At 73.3% G+C, this 25,990-nt stretch carries 26 protein-coding genes and 1 pseudogene; 13 read left to right on the forward strand and 14 right to left on the reverse strand.

All coding sequences use genetic code 11. The features are described from left to right. The first annotated feature begins 274 nt into the window (after positions 1-274). The 6 genes from fusA to IL992_RS10555 all read left to right on the forward strand — a co-directional run bounded on the left by fusA (position 275) and on the right by IL992_RS10555 (position 7,060). A complete protein-coding gene (gene fusA, locus IL992_RS10530; protein ID WP_193203145.1) occupies positions 275-2,344 on the forward strand; it encodes an elongation factor G in 2,070 nt (689 codons plus the stop codon). Between the two features lie 146 nt (positions 2,345-2,490). Next, on the forward strand, positions 2,491-3,033 hold the full coding sequence (locus tag IL992_RS10535) for a PadR family transcriptional regulator (protein WP_193203146.1): 543 nt from the start codon (positions 2,491-2,493) through the stop codon (positions 3,031-3,033). 131 nt (positions 3,034-3,164) lie between these two features. After that, positions 3,165-3,887: an ABC transporter ATP-binding protein gene (locus IL992_RS10540; protein ID WP_226872744.1), complete on the forward strand. Its 723-nt coding sequence runs from the start codon at positions 3,165-3,167 to the stop codon at positions 3,885-3,887. 2 nt (positions 3,888-3,889) lie between these two features. Then, positions 3,890-5,671 carry an ABC transporter permease gene (locus IL992_RS10545; RefSeq protein WP_193203147.1) on the forward strand — a complete coding sequence of 594 codons (1,782 nt, stop codon included), beginning with the start codon at positions 3,890-3,892 and terminating at the stop codon, positions 5,669-5,671. Positions 5,672-5,820: 149 nt separating this feature from the next. After that, entirely contained in the window at positions 5,821-6,630 is an 810-nt protein-coding gene (locus tag IL992_RS10550) for an alpha/beta hydrolase family protein (RefSeq protein WP_193203148.1), read from the forward strand. Positions 6,631-6,772: 142 nt separating this feature from the next. Continuing rightward, positions 6,773-7,060 (forward strand): hypothetical protein, encoded by a 288-nt coding sequence (locus tag IL992_RS10555; RefSeq protein ID WP_193203149.1) that lies wholly within the window; start codon positions 6,773-6,775, stop codon positions 7,058-7,060. A gap of 23 nt (positions 7,061-7,083) precedes the next feature. On the opposite strand, the gene IL992_RS10560 is transcribed toward IL992_RS10555, so the two are convergent. Further along, positions 7,084-8,307, reverse strand: a complete 1,224-nt coding sequence (locus IL992_RS10560; RefSeq protein WP_193203150.1) for a saccharopine dehydrogenase family protein — start codon at positions 8,305-8,307, stop codon at positions 7,084-7,086. A gap of 126 nt (positions 8,308-8,433) precedes the next feature. On the opposite strand from IL992_RS10560, the gene IL992_RS10565 reads away from it, so the two are divergent. The 3 genes from IL992_RS10565 (at position 8,434) to IL992_RS10575 (ending at position 10,709) form a co-directional block, all read left to right on the forward strand. Continuing rightward, positions 8,434-9,144, forward strand: coding sequence for a TetR/AcrR family transcriptional regulator (locus IL992_RS10565; RefSeq protein ID WP_193203151.1), 711 nt, complete (start codon positions 8,434-8,436; stop codon positions 9,142-9,144). A 203-nt stretch (positions 9,145-9,347) separates the two neighbouring features. Beyond that, complete coding sequence (locus tag IL992_RS10570; RefSeq protein ID WP_226872702.1) at positions 9,348-9,671, forward strand: Rossmann-fold NAD(P)-binding domain-containing protein; 324 nt, start codon at positions 9,348-9,350, stop codon at positions 9,669-9,671. Between the two features lie 72 nt (positions 9,672-9,743). Beyond that, a complete protein-coding gene (locus IL992_RS10575; protein ID WP_193203152.1) occupies positions 9,744-10,709 on the forward strand; it encodes a threonine ammonia-lyase in 966 nt (321 codons plus the stop codon). Between the two features lie 70 nt (positions 10,710-10,779). On the opposite strand, the gene IL992_RS10580 is transcribed toward IL992_RS10575, so the two are convergent. The 7 genes from IL992_RS10580 to IL992_RS10605 all read right to left on the reverse strand — a co-directional run bounded on the left by IL992_RS10580 (position 10,780) and on the right by IL992_RS10605 (position 16,671). Next, positions 10,780-11,652, reverse strand: coding sequence for a TauD/TfdA dioxygenase family protein (locus tag IL992_RS10580; protein ID WP_193203153.1), 873 nt, complete (start codon positions 11,650-11,652; stop codon positions 10,780-10,782). Between the two features lie 29 nt (positions 11,653-11,681). Further along, positions 11,682-12,521, reverse strand: a complete 840-nt coding sequence (locus tag IL992_RS10585) for an ABC transporter ATP-binding protein (RefSeq protein ID WP_193203154.1) — start codon at positions 12,519-12,521, stop codon at positions 11,682-11,684. Then, the gene (locus IL992_RS10590; RefSeq protein WP_193203155.1) at positions 12,505-13,563 is read right to left on the reverse strand and encodes a taurine ABC transporter substrate-binding protein; all 1,059 of its coding nucleotides are present in this window, start codon (positions 13,561-13,563) and stop codon (positions 12,505-12,507) included. The genes IL992_RS10585 and IL992_RS10590 overlap by 17 nt, the downstream gene beginning before the upstream one ends. Before the next feature lie 49 nt (positions 13,564-13,612). Next, entirely contained in the window at positions 13,613-14,473 is an 861-nt protein-coding gene (locus tag IL992_RS10595; protein WP_193203156.1) for an ABC transporter permease, read from the reverse strand. Between the two features lie 179 nt (positions 14,474-14,652). Further along, complete coding sequence (locus IL992_RS48900; protein WP_404804747.1) at positions 14,653-14,730, reverse strand: putative leader peptide; 78 nt, start codon at positions 14,728-14,730, stop codon at positions 14,653-14,655. Between the two features lie 193 nt (positions 14,731-14,923). Then, a complete protein-coding gene (locus IL992_RS10600) occupies positions 14,924-15,340 on the reverse strand; it encodes a hypothetical protein (protein WP_193203157.1) in 417 nt (138 codons plus the stop codon). Between the two features lie 104 nt (positions 15,341-15,444). Beyond that, the gene (locus IL992_RS10605; protein WP_193203158.1) at positions 15,445-16,671 is read right to left on the reverse strand and encodes a serine hydrolase domain-containing protein; all 1,227 of its coding nucleotides are present in this window, start codon (positions 16,669-16,671) and stop codon (positions 15,445-15,447) included. A 265-nt stretch (positions 16,672-16,936) separates the two neighbouring features. On the opposite strand from IL992_RS10605, the gene IL992_RS10610 reads away from it, so the two are divergent. The 4 genes and pseudogenes from IL992_RS10610 (at position 16,937) to IL992_RS10620 (ending at position 19,392) form a co-directional block, all read left to right on the forward strand. After that, on the forward strand, positions 16,937-17,719 hold the full coding sequence (locus IL992_RS10610; protein WP_193203159.1) for a GbsR/MarR family transcriptional regulator: 783 nt from the start codon (positions 16,937-16,939) through the stop codon (positions 17,717-17,719). 52 nt (positions 17,720-17,771) lie between these two features. Beyond that, the gene (locus IL992_RS46010) at positions 17,772-18,017 is read left to right on the forward strand and encodes a helix-turn-helix domain-containing protein (protein ID WP_264294972.1); all 246 of its coding nucleotides are present in this window, start codon (positions 17,772-17,774) and stop codon (positions 18,015-18,017) included. Beyond that, positions 18,017-18,460, forward strand: a pseudogene (locus IL992_RS46015) (substrate-binding domain-containing protein); the annotation flags it as partial. The gene IL992_RS46010 and the pseudogene IL992_RS46015, both read left to right, overlap by 1 nt. A gap of 203 nt (positions 18,461-18,663) precedes the next feature. Further along, complete coding sequence (locus tag IL992_RS10620) at positions 18,664-19,392, forward strand: class I SAM-dependent methyltransferase (protein ID WP_193203160.1); 729 nt, start codon at positions 18,664-18,666, stop codon at positions 19,390-19,392. 6 nt (positions 19,393-19,398) lie between these two features. On the opposite strand, the gene IL992_RS10625 is transcribed toward IL992_RS10620, so the two are convergent. The 6 genes from IL992_RS10625 to IL992_RS10650 form a co-directional block, all read right to left on the reverse strand. Continuing rightward, complete coding sequence (locus IL992_RS10625) at positions 19,399-20,178, reverse strand: HpcH/HpaI aldolase/citrate lyase family protein (RefSeq protein WP_319018468.1); 780 nt, start codon at positions 20,176-20,178, stop codon at positions 19,399-19,401. Between the two features lie 132 nt (positions 20,179-20,310). Then, positions 20,311-21,474 carry a CaiB/BaiF CoA transferase family protein gene (locus IL992_RS10630; protein WP_193203162.1) on the reverse strand — a complete coding sequence of 388 codons (1,164 nt, stop codon included), beginning with the start codon at positions 21,472-21,474 and terminating at the stop codon, positions 20,311-20,313. Beyond that, positions 21,471-22,367 carry a ribokinase gene (rbsK, locus tag IL992_RS10635; RefSeq protein WP_193203163.1) on the reverse strand — a complete coding sequence of 299 codons (897 nt, stop codon included), beginning with the start codon at positions 22,365-22,367 and terminating at the stop codon, positions 21,471-21,473. The genes IL992_RS10630 and rbsK overlap by 4 nt, the downstream gene beginning before the upstream one ends. Beyond that, complete coding sequence (locus IL992_RS10640) at positions 22,364-23,716, reverse strand: ADP-ribosylglycohydrolase family protein (protein WP_193203164.1); 1,353 nt, start codon at positions 23,714-23,716, stop codon at positions 22,364-22,366. Before IL992_RS10640 ends, rbsK begins: the two co-directional genes overlap by 4 nt. Beyond that, entirely contained in the window at positions 23,713-24,900 is a 1,188-nt protein-coding gene (locus IL992_RS10645) for an ADP-ribosylglycohydrolase family protein (protein ID WP_193203165.1), read from the reverse strand. Before IL992_RS10645 ends, IL992_RS10640 begins: the two co-directional genes overlap by 4 nt. Positions 24,901-24,940: 40 nt before the next feature. Next, positions 24,941-25,951: an ADP-ribosylglycohydrolase family protein gene (locus IL992_RS10650; RefSeq protein WP_319018469.1), complete on the reverse strand. Its 1,011-nt coding sequence runs from the start codon at positions 25,949-25,951 to the stop codon at positions 24,941-24,943. Positions 25,952-25,990: the final 39 nt, after the last annotated feature.

Below are 25,990 nucleotides of genomic sequence, written 5' to 3' on the forward strand. Positions count from 1 at the left end.
GGCCGCACTGTGGCCGCACTGTGGCCGCACTGTGGCCGCACTGTGCCTGCCCTGTGCCCACGCTGTGCCGCCCTGAGGCCACCCTGAGGCCGCCCCGGGACCGCGTGTAGGCCCGCGTTCCGACTCCGCGTGCCCCGCGGGTGGTTTCCCACCGGTCTCCGCGGTCCAGTCATGGTGTCCGCCCCAGGGGTCGCGTCCGGCCCGAATCCGGCCGGTCCGTCTCGTCAGGCCAATCGCGCCCGCCACCGTAGGAACCTTCCCGAAGGGCATGGCCATGCGCGCCGACCTGAACCGCGATCACCTCGTCCCGCCGACCGGCATCCGCAACCTGGGCATCCTCGCCCACGTCGACGCGGGCAAGACCACCGTCACCGAACGGATCCTCTACCTCACCGGCGCCGTCCACCGGCGCGGCGAGGTGCACGAGGGCACCACCGTCACCGATTTCGACCCCCTGGAGCGCGACCGTGGGATCACCATCTTCGCCGCGGCCGTGAGCTGCCTGTGGGACGGCCACCGGATCAACCTGATCGACACCCCGGGTCACGTGGACTTCTCCGACGAGGTGGAGCGGTCGCTGCGGGTGCTCGACGGGGCGGTCGCGGTGTTCGACGCCGTCGCCGGCGTGGAGCCGCAGAGCGAGTCGGTATGGCGGCAGGCCGACCGGTACGGCGTGCCGCGCATCGCGTTCGTCAACAAGATGGACCGCGCCGGGGCCGACCTCGACACGGCGGCCGGCTCGATCCGCGAGCGGCTGCGGGTCACCCCGCTGGTCGTCCAGCTGCCCATCGGGCGGGAGGACGGGATCACCGGCGTGGTGGACCTGCTGCGGATGCGGTCGCTGGTGTGGGACGCCGGCCGTGACACGGTCACGGAGGGGCCGGTGCCGGAGGCTCTCGGGGACGAGGCCCGCCGGCGCCGCCGCCTGCTCGAGGAGACGGTGGCCGAGCTCCATCCGGCGGCGCTGGAGGAGTTCTGCGCCCGGCCGGAGATCTCGGCAACGACTCTGACCGCCGCCCTGCGCGACCTGACCCTGCGGGGTGAGGCCGTGGTGGTTCTGTGCGGGTCGGCGTACCGCAACCGGGGCGTCGAGCCGCTGCTGGACGCCGTCGTCGCCTACCTGCCCGCACCGCCCGACGTGCCGCCCGTACGCGCCGCGTGGGACGGGGCCGAGCAGGAGCGGCCCGCCGACCCGGCGGCGCCGTTCGCCGCGCTGGTCTTCAAGGTGCACGCCGCCCCCACCGGGCGGCTGACCTACCTGCGGGTGTACTCGGGGACGATCAGGAGAGGAGACGTCGTGCTGGACGCCGGCGCCCGGCGCACCGAGCGGATCGGACGCATCCTCCGGGTGCAGGCCGACCGGCACACCGAGACGGACCGCGCCACGGCCGGGGACATCGTCGCGGTGGCCGGGGTCAAGGCGGCCCGCGCCGGAGCGACCCTCTGCGCCCCCGGGGCGCCGCTGGTCCTCGAGCCGCCGGTCACGGCCTCGCCGGTGGTCTCCGTGGCCGTCGAGCCGCGCGGGAGCGGCGACGCCGACCGGCTCGCGACCGCGCTGGCCCGGATGTCCGACGAGGACCCCTCGCTGTCGGTCCGCGCCGATGCCGAGACCGGCCAGACGCTGCTGTCGGGGATGGGCGAGTTGCACCTGGAGGTCGCGGTGGAGAAGCTCCGCCGCGCCCACGGGCTCGACGTCGCCGTCGGACGGCCCCGGGTCGCCTACCGGGAGACGGTCGTCCGCGGGGTGTCCGGGCTCCTGTACCGGCACGTCAAGCAGGACGGCGGCGCCGGGCAGTTCGCGCACGTCGTGCTGGACGTGGAGCCGCTGGAGCACGACGCGGGCCTCGTGTTCCGGTCCACGGTCACCGGGGGCCGGGTGCCGCGCGAATACGTCGGGGCGGTGGAGGCCGGCTGCCGGGACGCCCTCGCCGAGGGCCCGCTCGGAGGTCATCCGGTGACCGGCCTGCGGGTCACACTGACCGACGGCGCGACCCACCCGAAGGACTCCTCGGAGATGGCGTTCCGCACGGCCGGGCGGCTCGCCCTGCGCGAGGCGCTGCGTGCCGGTGAGATGGCTCTGCTGGAACCGCTGGCCGAGGTCACGGTCACCGTGCCCGAGGACGCCGTCGGCGGGGTGCTGGGCGACCTCGCGGCCAGACGTGGCCGGGTCACCGGTTCGGTGGCGCGGGCGGGCACCGTCGTGGTCACCGCGACCGTGCCGCTGGCCGAGCTGTTCGGGTACGCGACCCGGCTGCGCGGCCGGACCCAGGGAAGGGGCTCGTTCACCAGCCGCCCCGCGGGCTACGCCCAGGTGGCCGGTTCCGCGCCGGGCCTGACACGGTAGGCACCTCATCGCGGCCCCGCCCGCGCCTCGGCGCGGACGGGGCCGTTCCCGGTGCGCCTCCCCGGCCGCGGATGGGGTTCACGGACCGGATTGACGCCCTTTTAGCTAACCGCTATCTATTGAGGGGTCGCAGAGGAGGGTGGTCCGTGCAGGACGTGGTGCTGGCGCTGCTGACCAAGGAGCCGTCGCACGGGTACGACCTGCGCCAGCGGTTGGCGGCTGCGCTCGGACCGCTGGGGGAGACGCTGAACGCGGGGCAGATCTACGTGACGCTCACCCGGCTCGAGAAGTCGGGCCTGGTCGTCCAGGAGCGTGAGGACGCGCCGGTGCGCGGCCCGCGGCGCAAGGTGTACGCGCTGACCGCGGCCGGGCAGGAGCGGGTGGCCGTGTGGATGGCCGAGAGCGCCGGGCCCAGAGCGGATGTGGCGGAGTTCCATCTGAAGCTGGTGGCCGCCGCGGAGTCTGGTCTGGCCGATCCGCTCGCACTCGTGGACGCGCGGCGGCGGGAGCTGATGCGCAGCCTCGCCGAGGCCCAGCACGCCGCCCTTGCTCACGACACGGACTCGGAGGCCGGACTGCTTCTGGAGGGCATCGCGCTCCGGCTGCAGGCCGATCTGCGCTGGTTGGAGGCGTGCGAGCGGGCCTGGTCCGCCCGCGCCCCACGCGGGGAAGGCGAAGGAAAAGGATGAAGACAGTCGTGCCGCGGGTCATGGGCCGGTCGTTGCGGAGTGACACGGACGACAGCCCGGGCTCGGGACCGGCCGGCCACCGGCCCGCCGAGGCGGCCGGCCCGGCGCTGCGGGCGGTCGGCCTGACGCGCATGTACGGGGAGGACGAGAGCCTGGTGTGGGCCGTCGACGGGGTCGACCTCGATGTTCCCGCCGGGCAGACGCTCGCCGTGACCGGACCCAGCGGCTGCGGCAAGTCCACGCTGCTCCAGCTCCTCGGCGGGCTCGACCGGCCCAGCGAGGGCGAGGTGTGGCTCGGCGGCCGTCGCATCGACCAGCTCGGCGAGCGGGCGCTGGCCCGGCTGCGGCGCCGCGCCGTGGGGTTCGTCTTCCAGGCCTACCACCTGATGCACGAGCTGAGCGCGGCGCAGAACGTCGAGCTGCCCGCGCTGCTCGCCGGCGCCTCACCGCGCGCCGCCCGCCACCGTGCCGCGGAACTCCTCCACCAGGTCGGGCTCGCCGGCCGCGCCCGGCATCTGCCCTCCGAGCTCTCCGGCGGGCAGCGGCAGCGGGTCGCCATCGCCCGCGCCCTGGCCAACGATCCGCTGGTCGTCCTCGCCGACGAGCCCACCGGGAACCTCGACAGCGCCGCGACCCACGACATCCTCCGGCTCTTCGACGAGCTACGCGCCGCCGGCCAGACCCTGGTCATGGTCACCCATGACGAGCGGGTCGCCGCCACGGCGGACCGCGTCGTCTCCATGCGCGACGGGACGTTGGCCGACGACACCCGCCTTGACGGCACCGGCCGCGGCACGAGGCACGGCCACGGCGGCGGCACAGGGCTCGGCGCGCTGCTGAGCTGGGAGGACTGACCGTGGGACACGTGCTGCTGACGTGGCGTCTCATGCTGCACGACTTACGCCGCCGCCCCGCCGAGGCCCTCGTGTTCCTGATCGCCGTCACCGTCGCCACCGCCTCCCTGACCCTCGGACTGGCGACCGACAACGCCCTGGCCACCGCGTACGTGAAGACCCGCGCGGCCACCGCCGGCCCCGACATCACCGCCATCACCACGGCCACGGACCCGTCCGGCCTGGCCGGACGCCTCGCGGACACGCCCGGCGTGGCCACGCAGGCCGACCCGGTCTTCGCGTTCGACACCACCATCCGGGCACACGGTCGGACCGCGCACTCCTCGGTCGAGGGGCGTGACAGCTCACCGTCCGCCCTGGACCGGCCGCTGGTGACCTCCGGGACCTGGGTGCGTCCCGGCGGCGCGGTGGTCGAGCGCGGCTTCGCGCAGGCACTCGGCGTGCGCGTCGGCGACCGCGTCACCATCGGCAAGCGCGGCTATCCGGTCGCCGGCATCGCGATCAGCGCGGCCACCCCGGTGTATCCGTGGAGCGACTGGGCTCAAGGGCCCGGGCCGTCCGACTACGGCGGCAGGATCTGGCTCACCACCGCCGACGCCCGCGTGGCGGCAGGCGACACCCCCGGCGTCTACCTGATCCACCTGAAGCTGACCGACCCCACGGAATCTCTCCGTTGGAGCGACACCGTGTTCACCGACGACCGCGGAGGCGACTCCTGGGTCAACACCCACGACTGGCAGACCGTCCTCGAAACGGACGCCGCCATGATCAGGAACACCCAGCCTGCCCTGATCGTCGGCGGCTGGCTGCTCGCCGCAGCCGCGATCGTCACCCTCGCCGCGCTCGCCACCGCACGCGCCGCCCGCGACAACCGGCGTGCCGCGCTGCTCAAGGCCGTCGGCGCCGGCCCCGGCACCGTCACCGCCGTACTGCTGGCGCAGTACCTGCTGCTGACCTTCGTGGCCACCGCGCTCGGACTGGCGGCCGGGACGCTGGCCGCGCCCCACGTGGTCGATCCCAGCGCCGGACTGCTCGACACCGTCGGCCCTCCGGACGCCGGCACCGTCTCCGCCGCGGTCTTCCTCGCCGTCGTGGTCGCCGTGACCGGTGCGCTCGGTCCCGCCGTGTGCGCCGCCCGCAGGAGCACCGTCCAGGCCCTGGCCGACCCGGCGCACACGCTCACGCACCACCCGCACCCGCGCCTGAACGCTGTCACGGCCTACCTGCCCACCTCGCTGCTGCTCGGCGTCCGGCTGCTCGCCCGCCGGCCCGGCCGCGCCGTCCTGGCCTCCGCCGGCACCGCCGCCACCACCATCATGGTCACCGCGCTGCTCACCTTCCACGCCGAGCTCGACGCGGCCCCCGCCTTCAAGCGGTTCGGCCCCATCCAGGTGCGGACCGACCAGACCGGGCAGGTGCTGCTCGCCGTCACCTTCACACTGGTGGCACTGTCCACGCTCAACACCGTGCTCCTCAGCTGGGGCACCGCCGTACAGGCCCGGCGCGCTCTGACCATCACCCGTACCCTCGGCGCCACCCCCGGCCAGGTCGTCGCCGCGCACTGCGTGACGCAACTCCTGCCCGCCGTGCCCGGAGTGGCGGCGGGTATTCCGGCCGGGCTCGGCCTGTACTGGCTCTTCGCCGCGCCGGTCACGCCCCCGGGATCGTGGTTGCTCACCGCCGCGCTCGCCGTCCTGCTGGCCATCGCGGGGTTGACCGCGCTCCCCGCGTGGGCCCACACCCGCGAGCCCGCGGGGCGCGTCCTCAACGCGGAAGCCGCGTGACGGCCCTTCGGTCCTCAACCTGGCGCGAAGTTCCAGCGTGTCGTCGACCGCCTGCGCCTCCGGCTGACGAGCTTCACCCCGACGGCAGCGCTACGAGCGAATCCGGTAGCCTTTGATCGTACCGATCGGTTCGATCTCTGCGAGGACGGATGACCCCCGAGATTCCCGCGGCCAACGCCGCCGTGACCTTCGACAGTGACGGCGAGACCCTGCTGGGCGTCCTTCACCTGCCGGCCGGGCCGGGACCGCATCCGGTCGTCGTGCTGCTGCACGGCTTCCCCGGGCACGAGCGCAACTTCGACCTGGCCCAGCATCTGCGCCGTGCGGGGTACGCCGCCCTCGTCTTCCACTACCGCGGGTCCTGGGGCGTCGGCGGCTCCTGGTCGTGGGCCACCGCGCTGGAGGACGCCGCCCGCGTCGCGGCGGCCGTACGTGAGCCGGGTCTCGCCGCCGCGCACCGCCTCGACCCGGACCGGCTGGCGCTGGCGGGGCACAGCTTCGGCGGCTTCGCCGCGCTGACGACCGCGGCGGCCGATCCGGGCGTCAGCGCCGTCGCGTCGGTGTCGGCGTTCGACTTCGGCTCTGTCGCGGTCGCCTGCCGGGAGGACGCGGCGCTTCGGGCGGCGTACGTCGAGGGGTTCGGCGACGACCTGCTTCCCCTGAAGGGAACCAGCGGCGCGGCGCTCGTGGACGAGATGGTCGCGGCGGGCGAGGCGTGGAGCCTGTCCGCGCTCGCCCCGAAGCTCGCGGACCGGCCGGTCCTGCTCGTCGGCACGGCCGGGCGCGACACCGTCACCCCCGCCGCCCGGCACCACGATCCCGTGGTGGCCGCCTACACCGCTTATCCGGTGCCGCGCCTGGAGCACCGCGTGTTCGTCACCGACCACGCCCTGTCCGACCACCGCCTCGAACTCGCCGAGACCGTCCGCGACTTCCTCGACCGGCACCTCGGCCGCTGAACGTCGGCAGAAGACGATGGCCGCGCAGGCGCGCTCTCGTCGCCTTCGGGTAAGCGTGGATCGCGCGCCTGTCTGGTTATCGTCAATCGTGTCCGGATATCGCGCCCAGCGGCCCATGCCTCGATCGAGGGTCTTGTGGTACGTGATCCCCGTCATCTTCTTCCTGAGCGCCGCGGTCTTCTGGGTGCTCGCTCTTGTGGCGTGGGTGGAGCCGAAGCCGCTGTACGCCATCTCCACGCCCGAGGGGGTGGAGCCCGCTCCGGAGTGGTATCTGCCCGGGCAGAGGTTCTGGGCCGGGGTGGCCTGTCTCCTGGTGGGGCTCGTCCTGACCGTCGTCCTGGCCGCAGTGCGCCGGCGCGGCGAGGCGCGGGGCGGCCCCAAGAGCCCCACGAGTCCGCCCCCGGGGGGAAACTCAGCGCAGGGGCGCTGAGGACAGGAGCGTGAACAGGCCGCCTACTGCTCCCGCATGCCCCACGGGGCGCCGTACGCGGTGAGCAGGTCGAGGAACGGCCGGGGCGGCAGGGCCTCGGGGCCCAGGACGCCGGCGCCGGACCAGACGCCGGCGGCGATCAGTTCGAGGGCCACGACCGGGTTGACGGCGGTCTGCCACACCACCGCCTGGGAGCCGTACTCGCGCATGGACCACTGGTTGTCGACCACGTGGTAGAGGTAGACCTCACGCGGGCGGCCGTCCTTGGCCCCCTTGACCCAGGTGCCGGCGCACGTCTTGCCGCGCATGCGATCCCCGAGGGTGGCCGGGTCGGGCAGGCACGCCGCGACCACGTCGCGCGGGGACACCTTGACGGCGGCGCCGCCCCCGGCGGCGACCTGGACGGGCTCGGTGCGGTCCAGCCCCAGCAGGTGCAAAGTCCGCAGCGTGTCGATGAACTCCGCGCCCAGCCCGTACTTGAAGGTCACCCGCTCGGCGTCGATCCAGCGGGGCACGAGCAGGACCTCCTCGTGCTCGACGTTGACGCACTCGACCGGGCCGATGCCCTCGGGGAAGTCGAACACCTCCGGCTCACTGAAGGGCGGAGTGGTGAACCAGCCCCGGCTTGCCTCGTAGACGACCGGCGGGTTGAGGCACTCCTCGATCGTGGTCCAGATGCTGAACGAGGGCGCGAAGTCGTACCCCTCGACGGTGAGGTCGGCGCCGTCGCGGATGCCGATCTCCTCGATGTGGTCGAACAGTTCGTCGGCGGCGTAGCGGGCGAAGACGTCCGACAGCCCCGGCTCCACCCCGATGCCGACCAGCGCGAGCCTGCCCGCCTTCTCCCACTCGGCGGCCATCGCGAACTGGGCGTCCCCCAGCTTGACCCCGCACGCCTCGTGCGGCCGCTCCGGATGCGGCCGTGACAGCGACATCGCCATGTCCAGGTAGTGCGCACCGGCCGACAGCGCCGCCCGGAACAGCGGCATGACGAACCGCGGGTCGGTGGCGTTGAGCAGGACGTCGCAGCGGTGCTCGGCCAGCAGTGCCACCACCGCGGCCTCGTCGCTCGCGTCCACTCGCCGGGCGCTGAAGCGGGCGCCCGCCTCCCCCAGCGCGGCGACCGCCGCCTCCGCGCGGGACAGGTCGTAATCGGCGACGACCATGTGCTCGAAGAAGGAGCGGCGGGCCGCGATCCGGGTGATCGCCGTACCCACCCCACCGGCGCCGACGAGCAGAACACGCATGACAAAACCGCCCTTTCGGGACAAAGACTGCTTTGGTGCACCAAATCCAACGTCACCGCCACACGAAACGTCAATGGTGTTGGCATAAGGTGCACGGGAACCGGAGCAGGCGGAAAGGAGCGCACCATGCCCAAGCCGGTGGTCTCGGAGTCGGCGCGCCGACGGCGCCGTCCGACGAAGAACGGAGTCGTTCTCTCGGAGGACCTGATCGTGCGGACCGCGCTGCGCATGCTGCGCGAGCACGGCTCCGCCGGACTGACCGTACGGCGGCTCGGCATCGCCCTGGGCGCCGACCCCAGCACGCTCTACCGCTACTTCGCCGGCATCGACGACCTGACCCTGGCCATCGGCGACATGCTCATCGGCCGGGCCATGGCCGGCTGGCACGGCACCGGCGACTGGCGCGCCGACCTTCGCGCGCTGGGCCTGCGCATCCATGCCGCCTACCTCGAACACCCGCAGGCCGCGGTGCTCACCGCCAACCGCATCAGCGGCAAATCCCACGAGATCGCCGCCGACGAGGCGATCCTCGGGCTGCTGCGGGGCGCCGGTTTCCCCGACCGTGAGGCGGTCCGCGTCTACCACGCCTTCATCGACATGACGCTGGCGTTCGCCGCGCTGGACGCGGCGTCCCTCGCGCTGCCGGAGCAGGCGCGCAGGGCGGACGAGGAGATGTGGCAGGCGACCTATGCCCGCCTGTCCCCCGCCACCCACCCCAACATCGCGGCGGTCGCGCCCCTGCTGGTGGCCGACATGAACGACAGCGCCTACCCCACCGCACTGGACATGCTGCTCACCAGCGCCGCGACGGGACTCCGGTCACACAAGGCGTGCTGATGAGGGGGATCGGCGGTAAGGCGGGATGTGCGCCGGGAGGCCCGTCCGCGTCAGGCGGCCGGGCTTCCGGATGCGCGAAGAGTCCCGCGTACGGCGTCGCGGAGCCGGCGGTGGCCTCCGTCGGCCGCGTGGCGGGGATGCCAGGCAATGCCGATGGTCAGTGGCGGCAGCGGGAGGGGATGCCGAGGGGGTGGAGACCGAGCGTGGTCGGCCACGTCGTCGGCGTCTCCGCGCTCGGCCGCGGCACCCCGCTCGCCGGACGCACCGGACTCGTCACCGCGTCCCTCGCCATGGACGACCTCATCGCCGGCACCGGCGTCGCCTACCGGGCCCTGGCCAGCCCCTCCTTCTTCGAGAACCTCCTGGAGGAGGCCGACTCGATCCGCGAGAAGGGCGTCTTCACCGACGCCGTCGACGCCGGCCGCAAGGCCCCCCTCGGTGCGCCCAGACCCTCAGGCCCGCCGTCCTCCCCTGACGCCTACCAGCCACGTCCGGAGGGTGGGTGCCTTCGCCGCGCGGTTCGCTGATGAGCGCGACGCCGAGGGTCGCCGGGCGTCCGCCCGAACAGAACAGCGTCGGCGGCACTACGCTGCTGTGCCGTGCAGGAGACGCGCCTCGACACTGCTCGGATCCGGGCGGCTCGCCGGATGATCGACCCGATTTTTCTCGACACTCCGCTGTACCGCTGCGAGGCGCTGGAGCCCGGCCTCGGGTGCGCGGTGAGCATCAAGCTCGAAACGGCGAACCCGGTCCGCAGCTTCAAGGCCCGCGGCACCGAGGTGGTCGCGAGCCTGCTCGCCGGCAATGGCTCGCGAGACGTGGTGTGCGCCAGCGCGGGCAACCTCGGCCAAGCCCTCGCGTGGTCCGGTCGCGGCCGGGGGCTCGACGTCACCGTCGTGGCATCCCGCTTCGCGCCCGCGGCCAAGCTCGATCGCATCCGCGCGTTGGACGCCAGGCTGGAGCTGGTGGACGGCGACTTCGACATGGCTCGCGAGCGGGCGGCGGCCGTCGCACGGCACGACGGCATCCGGCTGGTCGAAGACAGCCTGGACATCGAGACCTGCGAGGGCGCGGCGACGATCGGCCTGGAACTGGTGAACGCCGTGCCGTCGTTCGACGCCGTCCTGATCGCTCTCGGCGGCGGGGCGCTGGCCACCGGTGTGGGTCACGTGGTGAAGGCCTGCGCGCCCGAAGTCGAGGTGATCTGCGTCCAGCCGCTGGGCGCACCGGCGATGACACACTCGTGGCGCCAACGGCGCGTCGTCACCACCGACTCGACCACCACCATCGCCGACGGCGTCGCCGGCCGGCACCCCATCCCGGCCGTCCTGGACGACCTCCTCCTGGTCGCCGACGACGCCGTCCTGGTTCAGGAGGCATCGATCATCGCCGGTATGCGGCTGCTCCTCCACCAGGCCGGCCTCGTCGTCGAACCGTCGGCCGCGCTCGGCATCGCGGCGATCCTCGAAGACCGCGACCGCTTCGCCGGGCGGCACGTCGTCACCATCGTGTGCGGCAGCAACGTCGACATGGACGCCTATCACCGCTGGGTCGGCGTGGCGTGAATCGCCGGGACAGCCGGAACCGCCACCGAGCCTCCTGCGGAGCCGGAGCCGATCGCGTCCCGCCGCCCGCTCACCCGTCCGTACGGCCGGGGCCGAAGGGGCGGTCGCCGCGGAGGGTGATGCGGTGCATCACGCGGTGCGCGTCACCGTAATCGCGGTTGGCGTAGTGGGCGGTGCTCCGGTTGTCCCACATCGCGACGTCGCCGACCCTCCAGCGATGACGCACGATGTGCTCGGGCTTGGTGAGGTGGGCGTAGAGCAGGTCCAGGATGGCCCGGCTCTCGGCCTCGGAAACGCCGACGATGTGGGAGGTGAACCCGGGGTTGACGAAGATCCCCTTGCGGCCGGTCTCGGGGTGGACGCGGACCACGGGGTGCTCCACCGGCTCCAGCCGGGTGACGATCTCGCCGTCCCAGACGTTGCCCTTGCCGGCGCGGCGCTGGGCCAGGTAGTAACCGAACTCGCGGTTGCCGTCGTGGACCGCGGTGAGCTGGTCGGCCAGCTCCTTCACGGGGGCGGACAGCGAGTCGTAGGCGAGCTGGCTGTCGGCCCAGCTCGTGTCGCCGCCGGTGGGCGGGAGGATCACGGCGCGCAGGATGGAGCCGAGCGGCGGGCGGGGCATGAACGTGACGTCGGTGTGCCAGACGTCGGCGAAGCCGTTGTCGGCGCTGTCGAGGGCGTAGATCTCGGGATGCGCCTCGTCGACGCCCCCGACGACCGGGTGGGAGGCGGTCAGCTCGCCGAGACGCCGGCCGAGCGCCACCTGCCCGTCGTCGTCCAGGCTCTGCTCGCGGAAGAACAGCACCTTCCGATCGACCAGGGCGGCACGCACCGCGGCCAGTTCCTCGTCGGTGGCGGTCGCCAGATCCAGTCCCTGGACCTCGGCGCCGAAGTGGGGCCCGAGGGGCCGCAGGTCCAGCTTCACGGCGGTCGGTGTGGTCATCTCACTCTCCTCGTGGTTGGTGCGGTGCTTCACGCGGCGGCGGCGCGTACGGCGTGGCCGACCTCGGCGCGGAGCGCGGCGTACTCGGGAAGGGCGCGCAGTTCGTCCGGTCCCACCCCGGTGCGCGGGAGGTCGACGTCCAGGTCGAGCGCGATCCGGCCCGGTCTGCGGGTGAGCACGACGACACGGCTGCCGAGGAACACGGCCTCCTCGACACTGTGGGTGACGAACACCGACGTGCGGCCGGTCTGCGTGCTCACCCGGCGCAGGTCCTCCTGGAGACGCTCGCGGGTGAGCGCGTCCAGGGCCGCGAACGGCTCGTCGAGCAGCAGCAGCGGATCGTCGCCGGCGAGCGCCCTGGCGATCGCCACGCGCTGCTGCTGTCCTCCCGAGATCTGCCAGATCCGGCGGTCCGCCACGTCGTGCAGGCCCACCCGTTCCAGCAGCTCCGGCACCCGGCGGGCGCGTTCCGCACGGGGCACGCCGGCGTAGCGCAGGGCCAGCTCGACGTTGCCGCCCACGGTCTTCCACGGGAACAGGCGCGGCTGCTGGAAGACGATCCCGGCGCCCCTGCCCGGGACGGGCTCGGCACCCCCGCCCGGGACGGGCTCGGCGGCACGGATCCGTACGGTGCCGGAGGTGGGCCTCTCGAAGCCCGCGACGAGGCGCAGCAACGTGCTCTTGCCGCATCCGGACGCCCCGACGAGCACGAGGAACGTGCCGGGAGGGACGGTCAGGGAGATCGGCCCCAGGGCGGCGACCGGACCTCCCGCGCCGCCGTAGACGTGTTCGACCTCGTGCAGGTGGACGGCGGCGACGTCCTCGTCCGCCGTGGCCGGGGCGGCGGCCGGGTCAGGACGTGAGGGCACCGGGAAGCCCCTTGGTGTAGATCGCCCGCTCCACCGTGGCGAGGTCGGGCACCGCGTCGATCTTCTGCTGATCCTTGAGGAACTGCGCCGCGCTCACCAGGTTCTGCGCCAGGCCGCCGACCTTGTCCGGGGTGCCGAGCCACTCGGGAGAGGCCAGATCGGCCGGCTTGAGGAAGACGCCCTGGCTGAGCTGCGCCTTGGCCTCGTCCTTGCCGAGGTTGAGCTCCGCGCCCACCGCCTGGGCCGCGGCGTCGGGATCGTCCGCGATCAGGTCGAGCGCTCTGGCCTCGACCTTGCGCCAGGCGTCGACCGCGTCGGGGTGCGCCTGGATGAACGCGGTGGACACCACGCCCAGGTCGAGGGTCGGCTTGCCCGCGGTCGCCAGCTCGCGGCTGCTGATGAGCGTCTTGCCGGTCTTCTTGATCTCGTCCAGCGTGGGCAGCCAGACGTACGCGGCGTCGATGTCGCCGCGGGTCCAGGACGCCAGGATGTCCTGCGGCTCCAGGTCGACCAGGTTCACCGCGGACTCCGGCACCCCCGCCTTGTCGAGCGCGGCGAGCAGGCTGTAGTGGGACGTCGAGGCGAACGGCGTCGCCACCTTCTTGCCGCGCAGGTCCGCGACCGAGGAGATGCCGGTGCCGTCGCGGGCGACCAGGGCCTCGTTGTCACCGGCCACGTCGAGCACGAACGCCACCTGGTAGGGGATGTTCAGCGGCTCGGACAGCCCGCGCGCGACCGGGCTCGACCCGATGGCCGCGATGTCCACGCTCTTGGCCACGAAGGCGGTATTGATGCTGGCGCCGGAGTCGAACTTGGTCCACTTGATCGTGTAGCCGGGCAGCGCCTGTTCCAGCCATCCCTTGTTCTTCACGATGAGGTCCCCGCTGGGGAACGCCTGGTAGGCGACGCGGATGGTGCGGTCCGCCGTACCGCCGCCACCGCCTCCGCCGGAGGCCGTGCCGTTGCCGCACGCGGCCAGGACGGCGGCCGTCGCGGCGGCCAGGACGACGGGGAGCAGGCGCGTGAGACGTGGTCGTGACATGGCGGAGAGTTCCTTTTGCAGTGGGGGATCGACGAGGCTTGGCAGGGGCTCAGACGCGGCCGCGCCAGGGGATGAGCCGGTTCTCCGCGACGCGCAGCAGGCCGTCGATCAGCAGTCCGGACAGCCCGATGGCGAGCAGTCCGAGCACCACGACGTCGGTCTGCAGGTAGCGCTGGGCGTCGCGGACCATTCCCCCGATGCCGGGCACGCCGTTGACGGTCTCCGCCGCGACGACCGAGGAGTACGCGACCCCGACGGCCAGCCGGACGCCGGTGAAGATCTCCGGCAGCGCGGCGGGCAGCACCACATCCTTGATCACGTCCCATCGCGAGGCGCCCAGCGCCCGGGCCGCCTCCACCAGGCCGGTCGGCGCGCCGTGGACGGCCGCGGCGGTGGCCACGGCCACCGGCGGGAGCGCGGCGATGGCGAGCAGCCACAGCTTGGGCGTCTCGTCGATGCCGAACCAGATGATGAGCAGGCTGAAGTACGCCAGCGGAGGCAGGGCCCGTACGAACGTCACGACCGGCTCGGCCACGAGGCGGATCCACGGCACGGTGCCCAGGACCACGCCGAGGACGAGCCCCGCCGCCACGCCGAGCGCCGAGCCGATGAGGATGCGGCGCAGGCTGATTCCCAGGTGCTCCACGAGCAGGTGACCGCCGTAGCCGCGGACGCCCTCGTGGGTGGTGGACAGCAGGACGAGCTGGTCCCACACGGCCCGGGGCGCGGGCACGAACGACGGATTGCCCGCCGCGACCGCCGCGAGCTGCCACAGCCCGAGCAGGGCGAGCAGCGACAGCACCCGCACACCGATCCGGCGGGCCCTGCGACCCCGCGGCCCCGGCGTCGAGACCGTACGCACCCCTTCGGCGGGCGGTGCGCCGGCGGGCTCGGGCACCTCGTCCGGCATGAGAGGGCCGCCAGTGAGAGGGGGAGGATCGGCGGAGACGGATCTGGAGGGGGATGACGTCACAGTGGTCGCTCCGGAGGCGAGGGCGCCGGGCCGCGCCGCTCCAATGCGGGCACGGCGGGACAACGGGAGGGGAGGACGGCCGGCGAAGGTGACCGCGCCGACCGGGAGGTCGAGGTTCAGGAGCGACAGGCCGAGCCGTTCAGACGGCACAGGTCGACGTGCCGACGCCGGACCAACCACGATGCCGGATACACAGGTATTTCCTACCAAATTTGTAGGGTGATGGCAATCGGGCGTCGGACCCCACACGCCCGCCCCGCCGCCGAGCAGGCACCTCCTCGGCCGGCTCCGTCCCTCGGAGAGATCGGCCCGGCGTCCGCGCATGCGAACGGGCCACGCCAAGCTCGCTGAGCTTGGCGTGGCCCGTTCGGCGGTGCCCGGCCCTGTCTACTGAGCCGGAGCGGCGTCGAGGGCTTGGGCGATCTTGCGGGCCATCTCCGCCATGACGGGCCCGGGCTCCCCCTGGTGGGCCCGGGCGGCTGCTTCGACGGCGACGTTGACGGTGCTGCGGAAATTGTCGGCCTCGGCCGGATCCTGCTTCCCGAGCAGGCTCATGGCCGCCGTCAGGGCCGGCAGCACCTGGTCGGCGAGTTCGGCGACGGACTTGCCGTTCAGGTTCACGCCCGTCGACTTGTCGGCGAGCACGTGACCGACCACGCCGGTCGCGGAGGCCAGGGCGATGGAGCCCTCGGTGGCGACCTTGTGGGGCTTGCCGGCGGCGTCGGCGGCGGCCAGCAGCGAGACGGCGCCGTAGGCGGCGGTCCGCAGGGTGATCTTGTCCTGGTCGGTAAGGGTGACGGACATGGTGGTGTGATCCTTTACAACTGTTCCGAGGTCGGGTGAACGGGCGAATGGTGGAACGCCCCGCCAGGGGCCGAGGGCGGGCCTACCGGGAGGCTGGCCCGGCGTCAGGCGTCGATCGCCTGGTAGAGCGTGGTCCAGAAGTCGTGGATGAGCCGCATCGAGTCCGGGGTGGACGCCCCGACCTGGGTGAGCAGGATTCCGGTGAGCTGGTTCGCCGGGTCGGCGTAGGTCGCGGTGCCGCTTCCGCCGTCCCAGCCGAACTGGCCGATCGGCGCGTAGTCCCCGCGGTAGGTGCGCACCGCCATGCCGAAGCCCCAGCCACCGTGCTGTCCCTGGCCGTGGGAGATGTGGACGTTGTCGACGGCCATCGCGTGCCGGGCGGCCTGCTGCTCGGGCGTGAGGCGGTTGGTGGTCATCAGCTCGACGGCGGGCCGCGACAGGATTCGCTCGCCCTTGTGCACGCCGCCGTCGAGCAGCATCCGGAAGTAGGCGTGGTAGTCGTCGGCGGTGGAGTTCAGCCCGCCGCCGCCGCCCTGGAACGCCGGAGGCTTGCTGTGGCGCCCGCCTTCGGCCTCGTCCCAGACGAGGAACTCGCCGGTCTGCGGGTCGGGGGCGTACAGGGGCGGCAGCCGGTGGATCTGGTCGGCGGGCACGTGGAAGCCGGTGTCGGTCATCCCCAGCGGCCCGAAGACGCGCTCGCGCAGGAACTCCTCGAACGACTGGCCCGTGACCCGGGAGACGAGCACACCGACCAGGTCGCTGCTGATCTGGTACTGCCAGCGCTCTCCGGGCTGGTGCATCAGCGGAAGCTCGCCCAGGCGGCGCATCCACTCGTCCGGCTCGGGCATCGGCACCGGCAGGTTGGGCGTGAGCCCCCGCTCGAAGACCGCGTTCATGATCGGAGTGCCCAGCGACGTCATGTCCATGCCGAGCCCGAACGTGGAGGTCAGCACGTCCCGGACGGTGATCGGCCGCCGCGCCGGCACGGTGTCGTCCAGCGGGCCGTCGAACCGCTTCAGCACCCGCCGGTCGGCGAGCTCGGGCAGCCACGGGTCCACGGGGTCGTCCAGGCGCAGCCGGCACTCGTCGAGCAGGACCATCGCCGCCGCGATCGTGACCGGCTTCGACGTGGAGGCCATCCGGAAGATCGTGTCCCGGCGCATCGGCGCGCCACCGTCATGACGCATCGTCCCGATCGCTTCGACGTGTGTCTCGTCGCCCCGGCTGAACAGGGCGACCAGCCCGGGGATCTTCCCGGAATCGACATACCGGTGCAGCACCTCGCGCACCCTGCGCAGCCCTGCCGGGGAGAAGCCGCTCGTGTTCATCATGAATCCCCTCACGCATAGTCTTCGGTGTTCGGAAATCCCTGAACGTTCATGACAGTACATTGCGTTCAGAAAACAGTCAACAGACAAAGAACGGCTTTCCGCCTAGTACATCAGGATGACAGAGCATGCTTTGCAATGAATGTGAAGCTGAACGCAATGGACGATCGGGCCGTGCATTGCAATGAGATCCGAGTGAATGCATACTGTGCAGCGGGTGTGCGGGCGGAGGGCTCCGCGCATGTCGGCAGACAGGAGACGAGCACCGATGCCCGGAGGCAGACTCACCAGCGAGGACCGTCAGCACATCGCCGCAGGGCTGGCCGAGGGGCTCGGATACGCGGAGATCGGCCGGCGTCTGGGGCGGCCCGCCTCGACCATCATGCGGGAGGTCACCCGCAACGGCGGACCCGACGATTACGGGGCGGACCGGGCGCACGAAGCCACGCGGCATCGTGCGCGCCGGCACGGGCAGGCTCGGCCTCCCGCCCCGCCGGCCCCCGACGGCGGCCACGGGCGTGACCCCCGAGCCGTCGAGGACTTCACGGAGTCCTTCATCGCTCTCCTGGTCCAGCAGGGCATGCCCCGGATGGAGGCCAGAGTGCTGGCCTGCCTGTACGTCACCGACTCCGGCGCTCTCACCGCCGCCGAACTGGTCCAGCGGCTTCGCGTCAGCCCCGCGTCGGTCTCGCACGCCGTCGCCTTCCTCGAACAGCAGGGAATGCTCAGGCGGGAACGGGTTCCCGGCACGCGACGCGAACGCTACGTCATCGACGACGAGATCTGGATCCGATCGATGCTCGCGTCTCTGCAGATGAACGAGGCCCTGGCGGCCGCGTCACAGCGCGGAGCGGAGATTCTCGGGGCCACGACCCCCGCGGGTTCCCGATTCGAGTCCTCCGCCGAACTCCTTGTCCTCGTGAGCGAGGCCTTCCGGCGGGTCATCCAGGAGTGGCGGCAGAACCAGGCCGCCCGGAGCGCCCGGCACCCGGACCCGCCGGACGAACTCGCGTACCGCTCCAAAGAAACAAGCGGGCGGCCGGCCACATGAGCGATCACGCGGGCCCGCCGACATCGAGATCTTCCTGACCCTGGCCGACGAACTGCACTTCGGCCGCACCGCCGCCCGGCTCGGCCTGTCGCCCGCCCGCGTCACCCAGGCGATCCAGAAGCAGGAGCGGCAGATCGGCGCCCCGCTGTTCGAACGCAACAATCGCGCGGTACGGCTGACGCCGGTCGGGCGGCAGCTCCGCGACGACCTCCAGCCTCTCTACGCCGGGCTGCAGGCAGCGTGCAGCGCGCCCGGATGGCCGGCCAGGGCATCACCGGCACGCTGCGCGTCGGCATGATGCCCCTCAACGCCTACGACCTGCGCCACTACTGGGAGGTCTTCCGCCACCGTCACCCGCAGTGGCGGCTGCGCATCCAGAGCACACAGTTCAGCGACGCCTTCGCCGCGCTGCGCCGCGGGGACGTCGACGTCCTGGTCAGCTGGCTACCTCTCGACGAGCCCGACCTTACCGTCGGACCGATCCTGTTCGCCGAGCCTCGGGTGCTGGCCGTCGCCACCGATCACGAGCTCGCCCTGCACACGTCGGTCTCGCTGGAGATGGTCGCCGATTTCCAGCATCCGCATGCCGACACCGGGCCCGACTACTGGTACGACGCCTATGCTCCGCGCCAGCCCCGCCGTGGCCGCCCGATCGAACGTGGCCCCGTGGTGCGAGACGCGGAAGAGGCCATCACTTTCGCCAGCATGTCCGGGCTTGTCGTGCTCTTTCCCGCCCACATGAGCCGCTACTGGGTGAGGCCGGACATCGCCTACCGGTCACCGACATGGGGCCGCTGCCGTACGCGCTGGTGTGGCGCAGCGAGACGGAGAACGAGCTCGTCCGGGCCCTGGCCGCGGTCGTCCGCGACCTCGGTCCCCTCCCCTCGGGAGACTGATCGCCCTCCGGGCGTGGCGGCGCGCGGCTCGCGGGATATGGTCGCGAAGTGCCTGACCCGATCTTCGCCCACCCTCGCCTGGCCGCCGTCTATGACGCCTTCGACGGTGACCGCGACGACCTGGGCGCCTACCTCGACATCGCCGACGAACTGGGCGCGGACCGCGTGCTCGACGTCGGCTGCGGAACGGGGTCCCTGGCGGTCCTGCTCGCCGGCGGCGGACGCACGGTCATGGGCGTCGATCCCGCCGAGGCGTCGCTGCGGGTCGCCCGGTCCAAGGATCGGACCGGAGGCATCACCTGGGTCCACGGCGATGCCACCACGCTCCCGGCGTTCGGCGCCGACCTCGCCGTGATGACGGGAAACGTGGCGCAGGTCTTCCTCACCGACGACGAGTGGACGCGGACTCTCCGGGGCATCCACGGCGCGCTTCGTCCCCGGGGGCACCTCGTCTTCGAGACCAGGCGTCCCGAACGCCGGGCGTGGGAGGAGTGGGCCTCCGACCCCGATCCGGTCGTCCTCGACCTTCCGGAGGCCGGGGTCGTGGAGCGGCGCCTCGAGGTCACCGACGTGAGCCCGCCGCTGGTGTCCTTCCGCTACACCTACACCTTCCTTGCGGACGGCACGGTCGTCGCGTCGGACTCGACCCTCCGGTTCCGCGACCGGGACGAGGTGGAGACGAGCCTGGCCGCGAACGGCTATCGCGTGCTGGACGTGCGGGACGCCCCCGATCGCCCGGGCCGCGAGTTCGTGTTCGTCGCGCGGCGTACGGCGTGAAGCATGTCAGCGGTCGCCGGCGTCGCCGAGGAGGCGACGGGCCTGGCGGACGACGGCCTCGTCGACGAAGCGGCCGTCGGCGAGGGCGACCGCGCCCTGGTCGGCGGCGGAGACGACCTCCAGGGCGGCCACGATCTCCTCCCTGGTGGGGCGGTAGGCCGCCGCGATCACCGGAAGCTGGATGGGGTGGATGGCCGCCCGGCCGCGAAAGCCCATGGCCCTGCCCGCGGCGCAGGACGCGGCCAGGCCGTCGAGGTCGCGGACGTTCGTGTACACGGACTGAGCCGGGGCCGGCAGCCCCGCCGCCCGGGCCGCGACGACGATACGCGAACGCGCCCAGGCCAGGCCGGCCTCGTCGGTCACGCCGAGGTCGGCGCGCAGGTCGGCCTCGCCCAGGCCGATCCCGGCGACGGCCGGCGAGGCGGTGGCGATCTCGAAGGCGCGCTCCAGCCCGAGGGCCGACTCGATGATCGGGCGCAGCGGCACGCCCGGCACCGCGTCGGCGATCCAGCGGACCTCGTCGGCCGACTCCACCTTGGGGATGCGCAGGCCACCGCCGCCGTGCAGCAGCGTTCCGAGCGCGTGCAGGTCGGCCTGGCCGTACGGCGTGCGGACGTCGTTGACGCGGACCTCCACCCGCGGCTGCGGCGTGGCCAGCAGGGCGACGACCCCGGCCCGGGCGACGCCCTTGTTCTCCGGTGCGACCGCGTCCTCCAGGTCCACGACGACCATGTCGGCCTCGCCGCCGAGGGCCTTGCCGATCCGGTCGGGGCGATCGGCGGGCACATACAACCACGTCAGGGGGGCGGCAGCAGGCCCGGAAGAAACCTCGGCAGCAGGCACGGCGTCAACTCCTCGCGAATCCCCTGTGCCCCTTTCCGGAAGATCGCCACTCATGCCCGGCCACGATGTGACATGTCACACCACTCCCTTGGTGCGCAGGGCCTCGATCTCCGCGCCGGTCAGGCCGAGGTCGTGCAGGATCTCGTCGGTGTCGGCGCCGTGCGGACGGCCGGTCCACCGGATGCGTCCCGGAGTCTCCGACAACCGGAACATCACGTTCTGCATCCGCAGCGGGCCCAGCTCGGGGTCCTCCACGGTGGTCACCGCGTCGAGCGCCGCGAGTTGCGGGTCGGCCAGCACGTCGCGCACGTCGTAGATCGGCGCCACGGCGGCCTCCGCCTCCTCGAACGCCCGCAGCACCTCCTCCCGGGTCCGCTCGCCGACCCACGCCGCCACGGCCGCGTCGAGCTCGTCCGCGTGCGCCACCCGGCCCGCGCCGGTGGCGAACCACGGCTCGTCCACCAGGTCGGGCCGCCCGACCAGGCGCATCACCCGTTCCGCGATGCTCTGCGCCGAGGTGGAGACCGCGACCCAGGAGCCGTCGCTGCACCGGTAGGTGTTGCGCGGTGCGTTGTTGACCGAGCGGTTGCCCGTACGCGGGGGCACGACCCCGAGCCGGTCGTAGATGGTCGGCTGGGCGCCGAGCACGGTCAGGATCGGCTCGATGATCGACAGGTCGACGACCTGCCCGCGCCCCGACCGCAGGGCCGTCATCACGGCGAACGCGGTGGCCAGCGCGCAGATGCCGTCCGCGAGCCCGAACGGCGGCAGCGTGGGCGGCCCGGCGGGCTCCCCCGTCATCGCGGCAAACCCGCTCATCGCCTCGGCGAGAGTGCCGAAGCCGGGCCGCCTCGCGTACGGGCCGAACTGCCCGAACCCGGTGACCCGGGCGAGCACCAGGTCGGGGTTGACCTCGCTGAGCCGGTCCCAGGACAGGTTCCAGCGCTCCAGCGTGCCGGGGCGGAAGTTCTCGATGAGCACGTCCGCGTCCTCGATCAGCCGGACCATCAGGTCCTGGCCCTCCTCTGTGGACAGGTCGAGCGTCATCGTCCGCTTGTTGCGGCCGAGCATCTTCCACCACAGCCCCTCGGGCCCGTGCCCTCGCGACGGGTCCGGCCTGCGCGGGTGCTCCACCTTGACGACGTCCGCGCCGTAGTCGCCCAGCAGCATCGCCGCGGTCGGCCCGGCGAACAGCGTCGCGGCGTCGATCACCCGTACGCCGTCGAGCGGCCCGTTCACAGCGCCTCCATGTTCCGGCCCTCCAGAAGACGGTCGATCTCGTGGCGGTGCGGCATGGAGGTGCTGGCGCCTTCCCGCTGCACCGACAGCGCCGCCGCGGCCGAGGCGAAGCGCAGCGCCCGCGCCGGGTCGGCCCCCTCGGTCCTGGCCACGGCCAGCGCCCCCGCGAAGGTGTCCCCCGCCGCCGTGGTGTCCACCGCCCGCACCGGCACGGCGGCCTGGTGCAGGCGGGTGCCGTCGCGCGAGCCGTACAGGGCGCCCCGGGCCCCCAGGGTGACGACGGCCTCGGGGACGAGGTCGAGCAGCGCCTCCAGCGCGTCCCGGGGATCGTCGCGGCCGGTGAGGGCCGCCGCCTCGTGCTCGTTGGGCACGATGAGGTCGACGGCCTCCAGCAGTTCGGCGGGCAGCGGCACCGCCGGGGCCGGGGTCAGGATCACCTCGACGCCGGGAACCTGTGCCGCGGCGACCACGGCGTCCATCGGCAGCTCCAGTTGCAGCAGCAGCGCGTCGGACCGGGCGATGAGCTCCGCGTCCTGCCCGGCGGGCCCGGTGACCGCGCCGTTCGCGCCGGGCACCACGATGATCGAGTTGTCGCCGCCGTCCTGCACGACGATGTGGGCGACACCCGAAGGGCCGGGCACGACCCGCAGCCCGGCCACGTCCACGCCCGCCTCGGCGAGCGCGGCCCGCAGGCCCGGCCCGAACGCGTCGTCCCCCACGGCCCCGAGGAAGGCGACCTGCGCCCCCGCGCGGGCCGCGGCGATCGCCTGGTTGGCTCCCTTGCCGCCGGGAATCGTGCGGAACTCCCGGCCCGTGATGGTCTCCCCCGGCTTGGGAGCCTGGGCGACGTACGCCACCAGGTCCATGTTGGCGCTGCCGAACACCGAGATCACCGTCGGCCCCCCTCGATGAGCGCGAGCGTGCGGGCGGCGAGCGACTCGATCGAGACGCCGTCGAAGCCGGGCAGGCTGCTGGCCACCCGGTCCCGGGTCGTCCACCGCTCGGGGACGCCGCCCGCCAGCGCCCCGGCGATCGACCCGGCCGTGGCGGCGGCCGAGTCGGTGTCCCAGCCTCCCGCCACCGCAGCGCCGACGGTCGCGGCGAAGTCCCCGGCTCCGTGGACGAGGGCCGCCGCCAGCAGCGCCGCGTTGTTGACCGTGTGCACCCAGTGGAGGTGCCCGTGCCGGGCGTACAGCCGGTCTGCGACCCGCTCGAAGTCGGGCTCCGCCGCGGCGTCCGCGACGGCCTGCCGTACGGCTTCGGCCAGGCGCGAGCCGGGCGGCACGACCGACAGCCCGGCCTCGATCACCTCGCCCACGCTCCCGGCCACGAGCGCCTGCGCGCACATGGCGGCGGCGAACATCGCGCCGTGGATCCCGTTGGCCGTGTGGCTGAGCCGGGCGTCCCGCCACGCCCATGACGCGGCCGTCGCCGGGTCGCCCGGATTGGCCCAGCCGTACACGTCGGCCCTGATCAGCGCGCCGATCCACTCGCGGAACGGGTTCCGATGGACGGCGGTCGCGGGAGGTTCGAGACCCGTGAGCAGGTTGCGGTACGCCGCCCGCTCGGCGGTGAAGACCCGCCCGGCGGGCAGCGCGTCGAGCCAGGTCTGCGCCACGTCCTCGGTCGTGAAGTCCGGTCCGTGCCGTTCGAGCACGGTGAGCGCGAGCAGCGCGTAGTTGAGGTCGTCGTCCTCGGGCACGCCGTCGATGTTCTCGGCGAGGCTGGTGGCCGCGCTGCGGCGGTTCCACGGCCACCGCTCCGCGATCTCCGGCGGCAGCCCCTTCGCGGTGAACCAGCCGCGGATCGGCCAGTTGCCGGTCGCCTCGGCGATGGCCCTGATCCCCTCGCGGGGGATCTTCTCCACCGGCTTGCCGAGGAGGCAGCCGGCCGCCCGGCCCCACCACGCTCCGCGTACGCGGCCGGGCTCCGGACGGATCTGCGGGCGGGAGGCGGGCCAGTCAGGGCTGCTCGCGACGATCTCCTCGAGCTCCGAGGGCTCGGGCAGCGGCGAGGGGATCGCCGCGAGTGCGTCGAGCAGTTCCCCCGCCAGCGTGCGCAGTTCTTCGGGGGCGGGCCCTGGGGAGGCGCCCGCTCGGGGCGGCGCGTCGTGTCCCCCGGCGGCGCGCCAGCGCGCCGCGACGGCCGTCACCTCCGGGAGCGCCCCCCGTCCGTCCTCGGCCGCCTGCCGCAGCTCGTGGCCGACGAGGTCCTCCGGCTGCACCCACGTCAGCCGGATCATCGCGCGTCCTCCTCCCCGCGCGGCGCGAGCAGGGCGTCGAACGCGGCCTCGTGCGCGCGGCGGCGCTCCCGGTCGGCCCGGTGGACCCGCCGCGCCACGGCCGCGAGCGCCAGCCCCGGCCCGACCAGGTCCGTACGGCTGGCCGTCGCCACCTGTTCCAGCCAGTCGGCCGGGACGGCGGCCCGCCCGCCGAGCGCCCCGGCGACGGCGCCGCCCATCGAGGCGATCGAGTCGGCGTCGCGCCCGTAGTTGACGCCGCCGAGCACGGTCTCGCGGTAGTCGCCCTTGGCCATCACCAGGAACGCCAGCGCGAGCGGCAGCTCCTCGATGCTGTGCAGCCGGCTCGGTCTGCGCGCCCCGAGGCCCTGGTCGCGGTAGGTGTCGGCCACCGTGTCGTACGGCCGGATCGCGGCCCGCAGGGCCTCGAACGAGCCCTCCCAGTGGCCGAGGCCCCGGGCGACCGAGCACACCGCGTCGATGGCGGCCCGGGTGCCGTCGCGGGCGAGCCGCAGGCAGGTCGCGACGACCGAGTCGGGCGTCGCCCCCGGCCGCATCGCCTCGGCGACCGCCGCCGCGAGCACCCCCGCCGCCTCGCGGCCGTAGCTCGACTGGTGCGCCCCGGCCAGGTCGATCGCCTCGGCGTACGCGCCGTCGGGGTCGCCGGCGTTGACGACGCCGACCGGGGCCATGTACATCGCGGCGCCGCAGTTGACGATGTTGCCGACGCCGGCCTCGCGGGGGTCGGCGTGGCCGTAGTGGAGCCGCAGCACGAGCCACTTCTCGGCGAGGAACACCCGGTGCAGCGGCAGCGCCTCGGCCTCCAGCTCCGGGATCCACCGCTTCTCCCCCATCATCTCGGGGACCAGGTGCTCGGCGGCGGCGTAGGCGTCGAGGTGGTCGCCGGCCCGCTCGTACACCCGGATGAGGGCGTGCGTCATCAACGTGTCGTCGGTGACGTGGCCGTCGCCCTTGTGGTATGGCGCGATCGGGCGGGCGTTGCGCCAGTCCTCGTTGAAGGGAGGGACGACGCCGCGGACACGGCCGCCGTAGCGCTCCTGGATCTGCTCGGGCGTCCATCCCTCGGTGGCTCCGCCGAGCGCGTCGCCCACCGCGGCGCCCGCCACACACCCCACGGCGCGATCGGCCAGCAGGTCATCATCCGGCAGGTCCTCCTGCGGCGTCATCCAGTCCTCCCCCTTGTCCGTACGCGTGATGCGACGGGCGTCATGCGAGTCGCCCGGCGATGTCCAGCAGGTCGGTTCCCGCGAGTTCCGGCAGGCAGCAACCGGCCAGGGTGCGGACCCGCTCGCGCCAGGCGGCGGGCAGCGCGTCGTGCCCCACGGCGCAGCCGAGCAGCGCGCCCGTGAGCGCGGGCGCGGAGTCGGCGACCGCCGCGAGGCAGGCCGCCGCGGAGACGCCCGCACCGAACGCCTCCGCACCGAACTTCTCCGCACCGAACTTCTCCGAACCGGGCGTCCCTCCGGCGGAGGAGACGGCGGCGTCCGCGAGGGCCAGCGCGATCGGCACCGTCTGCGCGGCGGCCACGCCGTAGCTGTAGACGTGGTCGAGCACGGCGGCGTCCATGGCCGGGACGGCGGCGAAGGGCGATCCGGCCGCCCGCGCCGCCGCGAGCGCCTCGCGCGCCGCGTGCCCGATGGCCGTGCCCGCGGGCAGCGCGCCGAGCGCCGCCTCCACCGCGTCGGCCATCGGCGCGCCGTCCACCAGCGCCGTGACCGCCCGGGCCATCGCGACCGCGCCGAGCACGCCGTCCTCCGCGTTGGTGACGCACGCGTCCTCCCGCGGGTCGAGCCCGGCCGCGCCGAAGGCGACGGCCCGCACGGCGGCGGCGTCGTCGAAGTGGTGGGGATTGTCGTGCCCGCTGGCGGGCGGGCGCTTGCCCGCCGCGAGGTTGTCGAGCGCCGCCCACACCGAGATGCGCGCCCGGAGGTCGTCGCGGCCCGCGAGGCGGCCGAACGCCTCGGCCCGGTCCTCCCGGATGGTCAGGGCCGTCCAGGCCAGCCACTCGGCGTCGTCGGACGGCCCGACTGCCAGCGGCGCCACCGGCTGGTTCAGCGCGAACGGCACCGGCAGCGTGGTGACCTGATGCTCCTCGGCGAACGCGTCGAGTTCCCGGTGCAGCCGCCTGCTCCAGCCGGCGAGCAGCGTGGACCGGTGCCGGGCGGCCGGCCACCCGGCCGCGTCGCCGGCGGCGAGACCGGCGAATGCCCCCCGCACACGGTCGAGCCTGTCCCACCGATCCTGTCTTTCCCCCGA

It is taken from the genome of Microbispora sitophila, assembly GCF_014892245.1.
GTDB lineage: Bacteria > Actinomycetota > Actinomycetes > Streptosporangiales > Streptosporangiaceae > Microbispora > Microbispora siamensis.

What these genes read in the sequence shown, in the direction of transcription:
- fusA (WP_193203145.1), top strand. Translation starts at nt 275, where the DNA reads ATGCGCGCCGACCTGAACCGCGATCACCTCGTCCCGCCGACCGGCATC.
- IL992_RS10540 (WP_226872744.1), top strand. Translation starts at nt 3,165, where the DNA reads ATGTACGGGGAGGACGAGAGCCTGGTGTGGGCCGTCGACGGGGTCGAC.
- IL992_RS10550 (WP_193203148.1), top strand. Translation starts at nt 5,821, where the DNA reads ATGACCCCCGAGATTCCCGCGGCCAACGCCGCCGTGACCTTCGACAGT.
- IL992_RS10560 (WP_193203150.1), bottom strand. Translation starts at nt 8,307, where the DNA reads ATGCGTGTTCTGCTCGTCGGCGCCGGTGGGGTGGGTACGGCGATCACC.
- IL992_RS10565 (WP_193203151.1), top strand. Translation starts at nt 8,434, where the DNA reads ATGCCCAAGCCGGTGGTCTCGGAGTCGGCGCGCCGACGGCGCCGTCCG.
- IL992_RS10580 (WP_193203153.1), bottom strand. Translation starts at nt 11,652, where the DNA reads ATGACCACACCGACCGCCGTGAAGCTGGACCTGCGGCCCCTCGGGCCC.
- IL992_RS10590 (WP_193203155.1), bottom strand. Translation starts at nt 13,563, where the DNA reads ATGTCACGACCACGTCTCACGCGCCTGCTCCCCGTCGTCCTGGCCGCC.
- IL992_RS10595 (WP_193203156.1), bottom strand. Translation starts at nt 14,473, where the DNA reads ATGCCGGACGAGGTGCCCGAGCCCGCCGGCGCACCGCCCGCCGAAGGG.
- IL992_RS10600 (WP_193203157.1), bottom strand. Translation starts at nt 15,340, where the DNA reads ATGTCCGTCACCCTTACCGACCAGGACAAGATCACCCTGCGGACCGCC.
- IL992_RS10605 (WP_193203158.1), bottom strand. Translation starts at nt 16,671, where the DNA reads ATGATGAACACGAGCGGCTTCTCCCCGGCAGGGCTGCGCAGGGTGCGC.
- IL992_RS10610 (WP_193203159.1), top strand. Translation starts at nt 16,937, where the DNA reads ATGCCCGGAGGCAGACTCACCAGCGAGGACCGTCAGCACATCGCCGCA.
- IL992_RS10640 (WP_193203164.1), bottom strand. Translation starts at nt 23,716, where the DNA reads ATGATCCGGCTGACGTGGGTGCAGCCGGAGGACCTCGTCGGCCACGAG.
- IL992_RS10645 (WP_193203165.1), bottom strand. Translation starts at nt 24,900, where the DNA reads ATGACGCCGCAGGAGGACCTGCCGGATGATGACCTGCTGGCCGATCGC.